Genomic DNA, 13869 nt, shown 5'->3' with positions numbered 1-13869 from the left:
GTGGGAAAAGGAATATGAATATTTTTGACTATCTTTTATTATACTCCCTAGGGACTATATGGATTGTTATAACTGTAAACATTGTCTTAGTAATTGGAGGGTATATTTACTATACAAAAACAAATGATAAAAAAATGAAAGAAGAATTGGAGCATTATCCATTTGTAAGTATTATGGTACCTGCGCATAATGAAGGAATTGTAATAGAGAAGACTGCAGTATCATTGTTGAATTTAGATTATCCAGAGGATAGATATGAAGTCATAATTATAAATGATAATTCATCAGATAATTCAGCTGAAATATTAGAAAACGTAAAAAAGAGGTATCCAAATAGAAACTTTATTGTAATAAATACAGATAATATAACAGGTGGTAAGGGAAAATCTAATGCATTAAATATTGCCTTAGATTTAAGTAAGGGTGAATATTTAGCTATATATGATGCTGATAATACGCCAGAGTCTAAAGCATTAAAATACCTAGTTCAAACCATAGAAGAAGATAAACAATTAGGTGCTGTTATAGGGAAGTTTAGATGTAGAAATAAGAAAGTAAATATGCTAACAGCTTTTATAAATATTGAAACCTTAGCTTTCCAGTGGATGTCACAGGCTGGAAGGTGGCAGTTCTTTAATTTATGCACCATTCCTGGCACAAACTTTATTATAAGAAGATCTTTAATAGAAGAAATGGGTGGCTGGGATACTAAAGCAGTTACAGAAGATACTGAAATAAGTTTTAGATTATATAGAATGGGGTATAAAATCAAATTTATGCCACTTGCTGTAACTTGGGAGCAAGAACCTCAAACCTTAAAGGTTTGGTTTAAGCAAAGGACAAGATGGGCAAAGGGAAACATATATGTGGTTTTAAAGAATGTTAAATATATTTTTGCAAGGGATTCAGGAGCAACACGATTTGATATTGGTTATTATGTTATGGTATATTTCTTCTTTTTAAGTGCAAATATTATTTCAGATTTATTATTTTTGTTATCTATGATGGAGCTTATTACATTAAATATTGAAGGGTATGGTATTACACTATGGGTTATGGCAGTATCTGTTTTTATATTATCATTGCTGGTGTGTATATCTACAGAAAAAGGAGAATTGACTTTAAAGAATTTCTTTACTATAGCCATAATGTATTTTACATATTGTAAGCTTTGGGGTATAGTAGCTGGATTTGGTTTTTATAGTTTTATGAAGGACACAATTTTAAAGCAAGAGGTTAAATGGTATAAAACTGAAAGGTTTGAATAAGGACTAGGAGGTACTAATGAAGAAGAAGATAAAAGAACTTTTAAAGATAATTAGTTTGATTTTAGTTGTAAGTTTTATTATACCAGTAAATATTGTTACAGCTTTTCCTAAAAATAGTTATACATATACAAATGAAACTTATATAAGTAAGATTGAGTTAAATAGTAATATTACCTTTCATGGAGTATTTGATAGTTATAGATGGATTTTTAATACTAAGAGTAAAGAAGGAACTGAAAGAGTAACTTTAAACTTAGAGATAGAATCAACAGATGTGTTAGCTGATAAAGTAAAGAGCTACTTAACATTTTCACTTAATGGTTCAGAATTTTATTCTATGGAAATAAATAAGAGAAATGGAGAGCCAGAAACTATCACTATAAATTTACCTGGCTATTTATTGAAAGATGGATCTAATGAAGTTAAAGTAGAAGGATATTTAAGATGCAGTGATGAACCCTGCACTGATGATTATAATACTGCAAACTGGTTAGTCTTGGGAGGAAAATCAAATATAGAATTAGTAGAAAAGGCTAAAGTATATGGAAATAAAATTATAGAATTCCCTTATGGATTATCAGAAAGCTATGATTCTAATAATAAAATAATAATTCCTGATAAGTATACAGATGGTGAATTATCATCTGCTCTAAAATTCCAAACTCTTTTAGGAGGGATTAATGGTAATGGGGAAATTGTAAAATGGAGCCATAGAGGGGATTTATCTAAAAGTAATGTTATATTTATAGGTTCTAAAGAAGAGGGGGAAAGTAATCTTCCAATAATAAGTAATGATATAAAAGATTTGCCCTTAGATAATGAAGCTTATATAGGAGTAAATAATTCACCTTTTTCTACAAGAAGTGATTTAAAGCTAATTTCTATAATTTCAAATAGTGAAACTGAATTAGAGAGTGCTATTAAGTTTTTGATGAATAAGGATATATATGGTCAAGTTTCATCAAGTTCAACCTTTGTAAATAGTAAGCTTGATTTAGATAAAGAGATAAAGCCAATTAGCTCTATAATTACCCTAGATGAATTAGGGATAAGTGAAATGAAAGTGGAAGGACTTTTTAGAAAAGAAGTTAATATTGGATATGCCTTACCTAAGAATAAAAAGTTATCTCCAGGAGATAAGCTTGAATTAAATTTAAGATATTCTGAAAATCTTGATTTTGATAGGTCTTTATTTACTGTATATATAAATTATACTCCAATAGGTAGTAAAAAGTTAGAGAGGGAAAAAGCTAATAATGATAATATATCAATAGTTATTCCTAAAGATGTTTTAAATACATCATACCTAGAAATAAAATTAGCCTATGATTTAAATTTAAAAGGTGTAGAGTGTGAGAAGAATCAGCATGAACAACCATGGGGATTAGTAACTGGAGATTCATATATACAAATTAATAGTAGAAATACAAATGAGTTTTATTTTAATAATTATCCTGCACCATTTGTTCAGGATTGGGATATAAATGATACCATGTTTATTGTTCCAGATAACCTTCCATCTAAGGATTTAACTGCTTTAGGAAATATGGCTAACCTTATGGGAAAAGGCATGAGATACAACCTTGGTAAAATAGGAGCTGTAAGTATAGGTAATTTAAAGGATGAACATAAGGATAATAATATTATAGTTTATGGTACCCCTAATAATAATAAACTTATAAAGGAACTAAATAATTCATTATGGTTTAAGTATGATAAGGATTGGAGTAAATTCTTATCTAATGAAAAATTATATTTAATGGATGACTATGCTAAAAACATTGCAACCTTTCAGTTAGATTACTCTAGCTATAGCAATGGAAAGTTTATGTTAGTTCTAACATCTCCAAATGAGGAACTATTAACTAAAAGTTTGGTGTATCTAGGAAAAGAAACAGAGGTATATAAGTTATATGGAGATGGAGTTGTTGTTGATATAGATGGTAATGTAAGAAACTTTAAGTATAAAGAGTCAGAAGAGTCACCTATATATGAACAATTAAAAGGGCTAGAAGATGGAGAAAAAACATTATTAATTATATTAGGATTAATCTTTGGTTTTATAATTGTAGCTACAGTATTGTACTTAAATAAGAACAGAGATACTTTAAAAGGTAAGAAGAATAAATAGATATATGAAAAAGTGCTTGGATTTCTCCAAGTGCTTTTTCTACTTTTAGTATGGTGCAGTGGGTAATATATAAGTATAATGTATATTGAATTTTAATTTGAAAAGTCATATGAGGAGGAGCAAATGAATTTTAATAATTTAAGTGATAGAACAAAAGGAATAATATTTATAATACTATCAGCCTTTGGCTTTGCTATGATGTCTGCCTTTGTTAAGTTAGCTGGGGATTTACCATCCTTCCAAAAAACCTTTTTTAGAAATCTAGTATCTGCAATAGTTGCTTTGATTTTAATCCTAAAACATAAGGAAAGTTTGTTTGGAAAAAAAGAAAACCAAAAGACTTTAATAATGAGATCAACCTTTGGTACATTAGGAATAGTTCTAAATTATTATGCTATAGATAGACTTATTCTATCAGATGCAAATATGTTAAACAAATTAAGTCCATTCTTTGTAATAATATTTTCTGCTTTGTTTTTAAAAGAGAAGATTAATTTTAAACAGGGGTTAGCCCTAGTTATAGCTTTCTCTGGAGCCTTATTTATTATAAAACCAAGTTTTAATTTTGAAATGATTCCTGCTTTAGCTGGTATTGGTGGAGCAATTTTTGCAGCAGCAGCTTACACTTGCCTTAGAGTATTGGGAGGAAAAGAAAAACATTACACAGTAGTATTTTATTTCTCTGCCTTTTCATTAGTGGCAATATTCCCATTTATGATGGCAGTATATAAATCTATGACAATGACTCAGCTTATATATTTATTATTGGCTGGTGTTTTTGCAAGCGTTGGACAGTTTGGAATAACATTAGCATATAAATATGCTCCTGCTAAAGAGATTTCTATTTTTGATTATTCAAATATAATTTTCTCAGCGCTAATTAGTTTTGTTATCTTTGGAGCATTACCAGATTACTTAAGTGTTATTGGATATTTAATAATCTTTGCATCATCATTGTTTATGTTTATCTATAATAAGAAACTAGATAAAAAGATATAAATATAAGAATATATAAATATGTATTTATATAAATATAAGAATTTTTAGTAGAAGTAGGGTAATTAGAAAAGAGAAAATCCTTTAGAATAAAAGAAAAAAACACTTTGGGTTATCAAAGTGTTTTTTTATTCTTTAGGAAATTATAGCTTCAATTAGCTATAAATCAAAGGTATTATTACACCCCCACCTTTTTTATGTATTAGTTTATTTTAATCCTTCATGAATTGCATTTAAAAGTTTACCAGTTTTATCAGCATCATAAAGCCAGAACATAATTCCTTTTAAATTGTTATCCTTAACATATTTGGATTTATGAGAAATAGATTCTTCATCATCATAGGATATAAAATTATCACCATTAAATAGGTAAGGAGCCTTTGCTTCATCATCCCAATATCTTGTGTAACCATTTTTATTAATATAATCTCTATCTAAATCAGTAAAGTCTTGAGATATACCACCTGTTGATTGAGCCATTTGAAGATATCCATTATTTACATTAGGAACTCCTGTCCAAGATCTAGAGTAGAAGGCAGAACCTATTAATAATTTTTCTGATGGTACCCCAGCATCTTTAAATAGTTTAACTGAATTCATAATACTGCTTGGGAATATATCTCCTGATGTTGGACCAAGGTTAGTATGATGACCAGTTAGTATTTGAAAACCTCCTCTAAAATCGTAAGTCATAAGCATAACGTAATCTAAGTATTTTTGAGCTTTTTTCATATTAGTAAATCTAATAAAATATTCATCAGCACCAGCTGCTATAGTTAACAGATAGTGTTTGTTATCTTTATTTCCCTCTTTATCTAAAGCTTCTCTTAAATCTTTTAGTAGAAGAGTGAAGTTCTCTTTATCTTTAGGACTAGATGTAATTCCAGAGATTGATGAAGTAGGATATTCCCAATCTATATCAATACCGTCTAACTTATGTTCTTTCATAAATTTTATAGCTTCTTCATTAAAGAATTTTCTACTTTCTTCTGTCATAGCAGCTTCAGAGAAACCACCATTTCCCCATCCTCCTAGAGAAATAAGAAATTTAATTTTAGGATTATATTTTCTTATTCTTTCTAATTCATTAAAGTTCTTTAATTTAGTATAAATTTTTCCTTCAGAATCAATTTTACCAAAGGCTAAATTAATATGAGTAAGTTTCTTAGCATCTTCTTCAGTAATTGTTTCAAGTCCACCATCTCTCATATAAGCTATTACATATTTTTTCTTCATATTGAATCCTCTCCCCATTTATAGAATATGTAATTATTATAACAGTTATGGAGAATAATAGGGAAGATTGTACATACATATTATGTATAAATGAAAAAAGAACTTCCAGATATTCTAGAAGTTCTTTTATATGGTTGCGGGAGCAGGACTTGAACCTACGACCTTTGGGTTATGAGCCCAACGAGCTACCAACTGCTCCATCCCGCGATATTAAGTATGTATTTATATTAATGCAATTATTTAAGTTAGTCAAATACAGCATTGCCTAGATATATTCAGTATATAAGAGGAAAGGGTGACTTTTATATATGAAATAGTTTAAAACCATATATTAGCAAGAAAAAAATATAGATTAACCTTTAAGAGGTACAAATTTATTGGAAAAAGTATAATTTATATAAAAAAATAAATGTTAAATATTTACAAATGTGTATGCTGGTGCGATAATGGTTCATATAAGTAAAGGGAAAAGGGGTAGAATAAAGGATGAGTTTATATTATGTCAGTAATAAGGTTAACATAGATGGTATGCATATAGTTCATGAAGAGGGATGCAAGAATATGGCTGAAGAAGTAAATATAACTTATATGGGTGAATATTATAGCGACATTGAAGCAGTAGAAGCCTGCAAAAAGAACTATTACCATAATAGTGATGGATGTTATATATGTTGTCCCGATGCAAACTGTAGATAGAAAAAATAAATATCCTCTCACTACATTTATCGCAAGAGGAACTTATATTTGTTTTTATGTGACTTGGAGCTTGCGACGGAACAATAAAAATAAATATAAGTTCCGATTTTCTTGGCTATTATTATATTATGTGGTAGAATTTATATTAAACAAAATATGAGATAAAGGGGAGTTTGCTTTTGAATTGGATAAATAAACTTGATAGAAAATTTGGAAGACATTATATTCATAATTTAATGGGAATAATTATAGCTGGTAGTGCAGCCTTATTTATAATAGATTATGTTTTAAAGACAAATATAAGAGGTATGCTTTATTTAGAACCAGATTTAGTATTACAAGGTCAAATATGGAGACTTGTAACCTTTGTTTTTGTAATGAATCCAGGAAGTATAGTATTTGCAGTTTTTGCTTTCTACTTTTATTATATAGCTGGGAACGCTTTAGAATATGAGTGGGGCGGGTTTAAATTTAACCTTTATTATTTGGTAGGTATGATATCAGCAATTGTTATATCTTTTATAACAATGAATTCTGTTACTGCTGATATAATAAATTTATCTTTATTTTTAGCTTATGCTAAGCTATATCCTAATGCAGAATTTTTACTATTTTTCATTTTGCCTATTAAAGCAAAGTATTTAGGATATTTTAACTGGGCAATAATAATATTAGGAGTTTTACAAAGCATTATTAATTTTAGTATACAAGGAATTTTAATTAATCTAGTTCCTGTGATTAATTACCTTTTATTCTTTGGAGCAAGTAATTATAGGGAAAAGAAAATGAGAAATAGTTCTGTTATAAGAATGAAGGACTACAAGAGAAAAATTAATTCTGTTAAAAAGTCATATACGCATAAGTGCACTGTTTGTGGAATTACTGATGTAGATGACCCAGATATGGAATTTAGATATTGTAGCAGATGTAATGGAAAGCACGCTTATTGTGAAAAGCACATTTTAGATCATGAACATATAAAATAATCTAAGGGGCAGCAAGTAAATGCTGTCCCTTTTTACATCTAGGAGTGATAATATGGTTGATTTATGTTTCTTAGGAACATTAGGAAATATACCTTTACCTAATAGGCATTTAGCAGCTTTAATGGTTGCTTATAATGGAAGAAAGATATTAGTTGATTGTGGAGAAGGAACACAAGTAGCTATTAGGAAGGGTGGATTAGGATTTAAGAATATTGATTGTATATGTATAACACATGTACATGGTGATCATATAATAGGTCTGCCAGGGTTATTATCTACCATGGGGAATAGTGATAGAAGAGAGAAGGTAAAGATAATAGGTCCTGAAGGGTTAAAAAAAGTAGTAGATGGATTAAATGTTATTAACCCCTATTTACCCTATGAATTAGAGGTGATTGAGGTAAAAACAGAAGAAATAGTGCTAAGTGATGAAATTATTATTTCTTCATTAGAATTAGAGCATTCAACTAATTGTGTTGGATATAGCTTCTATTTTAAGAGAAGAAGAAAGTTTGATAGGGAAAAGGCAGAAGGAAATAATGTCCCTAAGATTTTATGGTCAAAGCTTCAAAAGAATGAAGAGGAAATTGAATATGAGGGGAATACATATACAAAAGAAATGGTGTTAGGTGATGAAAGAAGGGGAATAAAATTATCCTATATTACAGACACAAGGCCTATAGAAGAAATACCTGAATTTATTAAAGATAGTGATCTGTTTATTTGTGAGGGCAACTATGGTGATGATAATGATTTGGATAAAGCTTTAAAAAATAAGCATATGACCTTTAGGGAAAGTGCAACTCTTGCAAAGCTAGGGGAATGTATGGAGCTTAAAATAACTCATTTTAGTCCATCACTTCCTAATCCTGAGGATTTTATCCATAATGCTAAAGAGGTTTTTGAAAATTCATCTATTGCTTATGATGGTGAATTAAAAAGTATTAGTTATAGAGAATAATAAAGGCGTAATTCTGTTTAGAATTACGCCTTTATTAAAAAGATATAAATAGAATAGATAGAGCAAAATCCTTACTAATTAAATATAATAACATAACGGAGGAAGAATATCATAGGATTATAGAGAAGGATGCTATGAACAAAAGAGTAACTTCTAGAGAGGTGGTAGATAAAATTATTGAAAGATATGGGGTATAGATATTATGAAATTTACAAAGATGCATGGTATAGGAAATGATTATATATATTTTAATTGCTTTGAAGAAACAATTAAAAATCCAGGGAAATTATCAGTTAAGTTAAGTGATAGACACTTTGGAGTTGGTGGGGATGGTATTGTACTAATATTACCATCAGATAGGGCAGATTTTAGAATGAGAATGTTTAATGCAGATGGATCAGAAGGAAAGATGTGTGGTAATGCATCAAGATGTGTTGGGAAATATCTATATGAGAAGGGGCTAACTAAAAAAAGAAGTATTAAACTAGAAACCCTATCAGGAATTAAGAGATTAGATTTAAATGTAGTAAATGAAAAAGTAGTATCTGTAAAAGTAAACATGGACAAACCTATTTGGGAGGCAAAAAAGATTCCAGTTATATCAGATAAAGAAGAGGTTATAGATAGAGAGTTAATTATTAATAAAGAGAAATATAATATTACATGCATATCAATGGGAAATCCTCATTGTGTAGTATTTATGGACAATATTCATAAATTAGACTTAGAAAAATTAGGACCATACTTTGAGAATAATGAAATTTTTCCAGATAGAATTAATACAGAATTTGTGGAAATTATTAATGACAATCATATAAAAATGAGGGTTTGGGAAAGAGGAAGTGGTGAAACTCTTGCCTGTGGTACAGGGGCCTGTGCTTCTGTTGTAGCTTCTGTTATAAACGGATATTGTAAGAGGGATAGTGATATAAAGGTTCAGCTTTTAGGTGGAGAATTAATTATAAATTACACTTCACAGGGAGATGTATATATGGAGGGCCCTGCAAAATTTGTATACCAGGGAATGATAGAAGAGAATGAGTAAGATGTATATTTTTTTGCAGAAAGGGATTTAGGCTTAGTTAACTATGAAATCTTTATTGATGAAAGGATAAAGTAAAAATAAAGATAAAAACTTAATTTATTTTCTGGGAAATAATGTAAATAAGATATGGTTATTACTGAGGTTAAAGCATGCTAGATTAGCAAAAGCATCCAAGGAGGGGGAATATGGTAAAAATAAATAGTAACTATTTAAATTTAAAAGAGGGCTATTTATTTTCAACAATAGCTAAAAAGGTTAAAGGGTATAAAGAAAGTCATCCAGAAAAAAGGGTTATATCTCTTGGAATAGGAGATGTAGTTTTGCCCTTGTCAGAGCCAGTAATTAATTCATTAAAAGCTGGTGTTGAAGAAATGGCAAACAAGGATTCCTTTAAAGGATATGGTCCAGAACAAGGTTATGATTTTCTAAGAGAAGGTATTAGGGAATATTACAGTGAATTTGGTGTTCAACTAGATGAGAAAGCCATATTTGTAAGTGATGGAGCTAAAAGTGATTTGGGAAATTTATTAGATATTTTCTCAAAGGAAAATACAGTTTTAATACCAGATCCAGTGTATCCTGTGTATGTAGATACTAATATTATGGATGGAAGAAAAATAGAATATATGAACTGTACTGCAGAAAATAACTATCTTCCATTACCAGATTTTAATGTTAAAGGAGATATAATATATTTATGTTCACCTAATAATCCAACAGGTGCAGCATACAATAGGGAACAATTAGAAAAGTGGGTTCAATATGCAAAGGAAGTTGGAGCAATAATTCTTTTTGATGCAGCATATGAAGCCTTTATATCTGATTTGGAAATTCCAAGAAGCATATATGAAATAGAAGGGGCAAAAGAATGTGCAATTGAAGTATGTTCCCTTTCTAAAACAGCTGGTTTTACAGGAATGAGATGTGGCTATACAATAGTTCCTTTAGAATTAGAATATGAAGGAGTTAAGTTAAATAAGTTATGGCTTAGAAGACAAACTACTAAATTTAATGGAGTATCTTATGTTGTTCAAAGGGCAGCTTCAGGAGTATTCTCTAAAGAGGGAAGAGAGAAGGTAAAGGAAGCAATAGATTATTATAAAGAAAATGCTAAGATAATATCTAAAGTCTTTGATGAATTAGGAATTTCTTATACTGGAGGAGTAAACTCACCATATATATGGATTGAATGTCCAAACAAAATGTCATCTTGGGAGTTTTTTGATTATCTCTTAACAGAAGCAAATGTTGTTGGAACTCCAGGAGCAGGCTTTGGTAAAAATGGTGAAGGGCGTTTTAGATTTAGTTGCTTTGGAGATAGAGAAGATATAAAAGAAGCTTCACAAAGGGTACTTAAGGCGGTAGATAATTTAAATTAGTATCTAAAGAGAAAAAGGTTATGAACATAGTAATAAAAGTAAAGAGAAAAATTAATTATTATATATTAAAGATTTTTAAGTAAACTTAGAAACTATATTTTTAGCTAATACTATGAAAGCTAAGAATTAAAAAATCTAGTTAGGTATTTATCATTTTTTAATTTTAGGTTAAACTATAAATATACCGATATAGGGTATAAGGAGGAATAATAATGAGTGACGACAAAGATAAATTAAATAAGGATATTTTAAATAGATTAAAAAGAATAGAAGGTCAAGTAAAAGGGATTCAAGGAATGGTGGATAAGAATGTTTGCTGTAAGGATGTTCTTATACAAATTTCTGCCATTAGATCAGCTATTAATAAAGTGGGAGCATTAATGCTAGAAAACTATGCAATGAATTGCTTGTCTCTTGATGAAAACTCTGAGGATAAAGAAAAATTACAAGAGTTAATTAAAACAATGAATACATTTATGAAATAATATAATCTAAGATATAAAAGAGAAGTTCTAATAGAGCTTCTCTTTTACTGTCTAGGAAATTAGAAAATTTTAATTTCCTTACCTTTAGTATGTGGGGGAATAGATATCCACTCCATCTTTTTTAAAGAAATATTTAAATATTGTTATAAATATATAAACATACAAATATGTGGTAAAAGAAAGTTGGATAAGTTAAAATTATACTAGGGGTGATAATAATGAAGTTTAATAAAAAAATACTTTTTGGAGTAATAGCTTTAATTATTTTTGCATGGGGAGCAAATATGATTTATTTTATGAATACTCGTATCAATGAACCTTTGTTTGGTTATACCTATGGAGATAATGAACTAGCTCTTATTTCTTATTTTATAAGTGATGAAGAAGATAATATAGAAAGAGTTGTATTTCCTGAATTAGGAGAGGAAGAATTTAATATTCTTAATATGCACAGTTATCCTGGAATTTCAACTAGTCTTTTTTATAATGAATTAAATCATGAGATAGGTGAGAAGTATAAAGTAAATTATTTTTATATTCCAATAAGGGAATTTTCTCATGAGTATAAAAAGAAATTATTTGGTGGTACCAAAGTAACAAACTTAAATTATACTACAGCTAAAGGAAAAGAAGGTACCATAGAATTTGGTGAAATTAAGTTTAAAAATAAAGATTTAACTTTAGTAGATAATAATATACTTAGTTTTAGTGGTTCATTTTATGATAGTGGATACCAGCACACTGATTTTATAGTAGAAGATGATATTGAAGTTACAGGAACTGAAGATGAGTTATTTAACTTGTATTTAGAAAATGGTTTAATTCAAATTAATAATAAGAAAATAGATAGCAAAAGCTTTCCTATTAAATTGAAAAAGGGTGAGATACTGCAAGTTCAAGTAGACCTTGATAATAATATTCCTCCTTATTATATGATTAATGGAAGTATAACATTTATAGCTAAAAATAAAGAAGGTAAGGAAGAAAAATTAAACATAGCTGTTATGGATGCTACCAATAAAGAGTTTACTAAAAAACAAGTTGGAGACTTGAAAAAATTAAGGGGGATAAAATAATGACTAGAGATGGATTTAAAAAGATATTTATTGGGTTAATATTTGTTTTCCTTGATATTTTTATATTTATAAATTGGTTACCTGATTTTATAGGATATATTTTAATCCTTGAAGGATGTGTCATACTATCATCAAAAGAGAAATCATTTCAAAAAACAATAAAGCCTTTGATGATTCTTACTGGAATATCAATTATAAAATTATTAATATTTATCTTTCCGCACCTTATAATGAATCTTTCTGATGCTGTAATGATGGAAGATAGTATTTATTTTTTTATTGCAAAAGAAAGTCTTAATATTGTTTCTGTTGTACTTTGGATTTATGTAGTTTTTTACTTGTTAAAAGGGGTTTATGCAATGGTGGCAGAAAGGGGAGATAATGTAATTTTAAGGCATATTAAATTTACTATGGTGTGTTATTTAACACTATTTGCCATAGATCACATTATGACCCCTCTTTTATATAACATAGATTTTGCAGGAGTAATAAGAACAATTGCTATATTTGTTGTAGGGGCACAAGCGGTATGTAATATATTGATTTTGGTTATTATAAATAGAAGTAAAAAACTTCTTGAGGATAAGAGTGATTTAGTATAAAATTTAGAAGGAAATTTACAAAGGAAAGTAGAGGAATTAACTCATGGACTTTATTATTTTAATTATAGGATTCTTTTTACTAATTAAGGGGGCCGATATATTTGTAGATGGGGCTTCTTCAATAGCTAAAAAGATAGGAATCCCTTCTGTAATAGTTGGACTAACGATTGTATCATTAGGAACAAGTGCACCTGAGCTTGCAGTAAGTTTAATTTCTTCTTTTAATGGAAACAACGGAATTGCAGTAGGAAATGTTTTAGGATCTAATTTGTTTAATACACTAGTAGTTTTAGGGGGAACAGCTATAGTAGCGCCACTTATAATAAAAAAATGTACTATAAAAAGAGATTACGTAACTACATTATTAGTAACTATTTTAACTTGTTTTCTTATTTTTGGATTAGTACCTAAGAGTGAAAATATGCTTTCACGTATAAGTGGTATTATTTTATTAGTAGTATGCATTATTTATATGTTTATATTAGTTAAGGCTGCTAAAAAAGATAGTGTTAAAGATGAAGAGAGTACATCTGAAATAAAAATGTCAAAGAATATATTATTATCACTAATAGGTGTTGTAGGAATAGTCTTTGGAGGAAATTTAGTTGTAGATTCAGCTACAAATATTGCTTATGCTCTAGGAATGAGTGAAAAGCTAGTTGGATTAACTATAGTGGCTGTTGGAACTTCATTGCCAGAATTGGTAACATCAATTGTTGCTGCTTTAAAGGGTGAAAATGATATTGCGTTAGGGAATGTTTTAGGTTCTAATATATTCAATTTAGTACTTATACTTGGAGCCTCAGCAGCTATTAGTCCTATTACAGTTTCAGGAGTAATGGTAATAGACTTTATAATTTTAATTGCAGTAACATTATTTATTGGAGCTTTAATATTATTTAATAAAAAGGAAGAGAAAAGGCTTGGCAGACTAGAAGGAATAATCCTAGTTGGAATGTATGTAGCATATTTAGTTTATATAATTTTTAGAAACTAAAAGAAGAGAGC

Annotated in this window: 14 protein-coding genes and 1 tRNA gene; 13 read left to right on the top strand and 2 right to left on the bottom strand. The window is 28.9% G+C overall.

All coding sequences use genetic code 11. From position 1 onward, the window contains the following. Nucleotides 1-14: 14 nt before the first annotated feature. From KIB46_RS01160 to KIB46_RS01150, 3 genes are all read left to right on the top strand, one after another. Complete coding sequence (locus KIB46_RS01160) at nucleotides 15-1268, top strand: glycosyltransferase family 2 protein (RefSeq protein WP_156559308.1); 1254 nt, start codon at nucleotides 15-17, stop codon at nucleotides 1266-1268. A 16-nt stretch (nucleotides 1269-1284) separates the two neighbouring features. Next, nucleotides 1285-3399 (top strand): cellulose biosynthesis cyclic di-GMP-binding regulatory protein BcsB, encoded by a 2115-nt coding sequence (locus KIB46_RS01155; protein ID WP_291670130.1) that lies wholly within the window; start codon nucleotides 1285-1287, stop codon nucleotides 3397-3399. A gap of 123 nt (nucleotides 3400-3522) precedes the next feature. Next, entirely contained in the window at nucleotides 3523-4398 is an 876-nt protein-coding gene (locus KIB46_RS01150; RefSeq protein ID WP_291670128.1) for a DMT family transporter, read from the top strand. Between the two features lie 204 nt (nucleotides 4399-4602). Here KIB46_RS01150 and KIB46_RS01145 read toward each other — a convergent pair whose 3' ends face one another. Both KIB46_RS01145 and KIB46_RS01140 read right to left on the bottom strand, forming a co-directional pair. Beyond that, complete coding sequence (locus KIB46_RS01145) at nucleotides 4603-5631, bottom strand: glycoside hydrolase family 18 protein (RefSeq protein WP_291670127.1); 1029 nt, start codon at nucleotides 5629-5631, stop codon at nucleotides 4603-4605. Nucleotides 5632-5762: 131 nt separating this feature from the next. Continuing rightward, nucleotides 5763-5838, bottom strand: a tRNA-Met gene (locus tag KIB46_RS01140). A 279-nt stretch (nucleotides 5839-6117) separates the two neighbouring features. Between KIB46_RS01140 and KIB46_RS01135 the strand changes: the two genes are divergently transcribed. The 10 genes from KIB46_RS01135 to KIB46_RS01095 all read left to right on the top strand — a co-directional run bounded on the left by KIB46_RS01135 (nucleotide 6118) and on the right by KIB46_RS01095 (nucleotide 13858). Then, the gene (locus KIB46_RS01135; protein WP_156559300.1) at nucleotides 6118-6327 is read left to right on the top strand and encodes a hypothetical protein; all 210 of its coding nucleotides are present in this window, start codon (nucleotides 6118-6120) and stop codon (nucleotides 6325-6327) included. 179 nt (nucleotides 6328-6506) lie between these two features. Continuing rightward, on the top strand, nucleotides 6507-7313 hold the full coding sequence (locus tag KIB46_RS01130) for a hypothetical protein (RefSeq protein ID WP_156559298.1): 807 nt from the start codon (nucleotides 6507-6509) through the stop codon (nucleotides 7311-7313). Between the two features lie 52 nt (nucleotides 7314-7365). Then, the gene (locus KIB46_RS01125; protein ID WP_291670123.1) at nucleotides 7366-8274 is read left to right on the top strand and encodes a ribonuclease Z; all 909 of its coding nucleotides are present in this window, start codon (nucleotides 7366-7368) and stop codon (nucleotides 8272-8274) included. Between the two features lie 44 nt (nucleotides 8275-8318). Next, entirely contained in the window at nucleotides 8319-8471 is a 153-nt protein-coding gene (locus KIB46_RS16350; protein WP_156559096.1) for an ANTAR domain-containing protein, read from the top strand. Between the two features lie 5 nt (nucleotides 8472-8476). Beyond that, nucleotides 8477-9319: a diaminopimelate epimerase gene (gene dapF, locus KIB46_RS01120; protein ID WP_156559054.1), complete on the top strand. Its 843-nt coding sequence runs from the start codon at nucleotides 8477-8479 to the stop codon at nucleotides 9317-9319. A 185-nt stretch (nucleotides 9320-9504) separates the two neighbouring features. Then, nucleotides 9505-10698 (top strand): LL-diaminopimelate aminotransferase, encoded by a 1194-nt coding sequence (locus KIB46_RS01115; RefSeq protein ID WP_291670119.1) that lies wholly within the window; start codon nucleotides 9505-9507, stop codon nucleotides 10696-10698. A 212-nt stretch (nucleotides 10699-10910) separates the two neighbouring features. Further along, complete coding sequence (locus tag KIB46_RS01110; protein WP_049179222.1) at nucleotides 10911-11183, top strand: metal-sensitive transcriptional regulator; 273 nt, start codon at nucleotides 10911-10913, stop codon at nucleotides 11181-11183. 218 nt (nucleotides 11184-11401) lie between these two features. Continuing rightward, nucleotides 11402-12259, top strand: coding sequence for a hypothetical protein (locus KIB46_RS01105; protein ID WP_291670116.1), 858 nt, complete (start codon nucleotides 11402-11404; stop codon nucleotides 12257-12259). Then, nucleotides 12259-12861 carry a hypothetical protein gene (locus tag KIB46_RS01100; protein WP_291670114.1) on the top strand — a complete coding sequence of 201 codons (603 nt, stop codon included), beginning with the start codon at nucleotides 12259-12261 and terminating at the stop codon, nucleotides 12859-12861. Before KIB46_RS01105 ends, KIB46_RS01100 begins: the two co-directional genes overlap by 1 nt. 43 nt (nucleotides 12862-12904) lie before the next feature. After that, nucleotides 12905-13858, top strand: a complete 954-nt coding sequence (locus KIB46_RS01095) for a calcium/sodium antiporter (RefSeq protein WP_291670112.1) — start codon at nucleotides 12905-12907, stop codon at nucleotides 13856-13858. Nucleotides 13859-13869: the final 11 nt, after the last annotated feature.

It is taken from the genome of Clostridium sp. (genome assembly GCF_018372875.1).
Lineage (GTDB): Bacteria > Bacillota > Clostridia > Clostridiales > Clostridiaceae > Clostridium.
This window is presented reverse-complemented; position numbering and strand designations above follow the sequence as displayed.

Coding starts and splice junctions, on each gene's coding strand:
- KIB46_RS01095 (WP_291670112.1), top strand. CDS start 12,905: ATGGACTTTATTATTTTAATTATAGGATTCTTTTTACTAATTAAGGGG.
- dapF (WP_156559054.1), top strand. CDS start 8,477: ATGAAATTTACAAAGATGCATGGTATAGGAAATGATTATATATATTTT.
- KIB46_RS01150 (WP_291670128.1), top strand. CDS start 3,523: ATGAATTTTAATAATTTAAGTGATAGAACAAAAGGAATAATATTTATA.
- KIB46_RS01115 (WP_291670119.1), top strand. CDS start 9,505: ATGGTAAAAATAAATAGTAACTATTTAAATTTAAAAGAGGGCTATTTA.
- KIB46_RS01110 (WP_049179222.1), top strand. CDS start 10,911: ATGAGTGACGACAAAGATAAATTAAATAAGGATATTTTAAATAGATTA.
- KIB46_RS01105 (WP_291670116.1), top strand. CDS start 11,402: ATGAAGTTTAATAAAAAAATACTTTTTGGAGTAATAGCTTTAATTATT.
- KIB46_RS01160 (WP_156559308.1), top strand. CDS start 15: ATGAATATTTTTGACTATCTTTTATTATACTCCCTAGGGACTATATGG.
- KIB46_RS01135 (WP_156559300.1), top strand. CDS start 6,118: ATGAGTTTATATTATGTCAGTAATAAGGTTAACATAGATGGTATGCAT.
- KIB46_RS01100 (WP_291670114.1), top strand. CDS start 12,259: ATGACTAGAGATGGATTTAAAAAGATATTTATTGGGTTAATATTTGTT.
- KIB46_RS01145 (WP_291670127.1), bottom strand. CDS start 5,631: ATGAAGAAAAAATATGTAATAGCTTATATGAGAGATGGTGGACTTGAA.
- KIB46_RS01125 (WP_291670123.1), top strand. CDS start 7,366: ATGGTTGATTTATGTTTCTTAGGAACATTAGGAAATATACCTTTACCT.
- KIB46_RS01155 (WP_291670130.1), top strand. CDS start 1,285: ATGAAGAAGAAGATAAAAGAACTTTTAAAGATAATTAGTTTGATTTTA.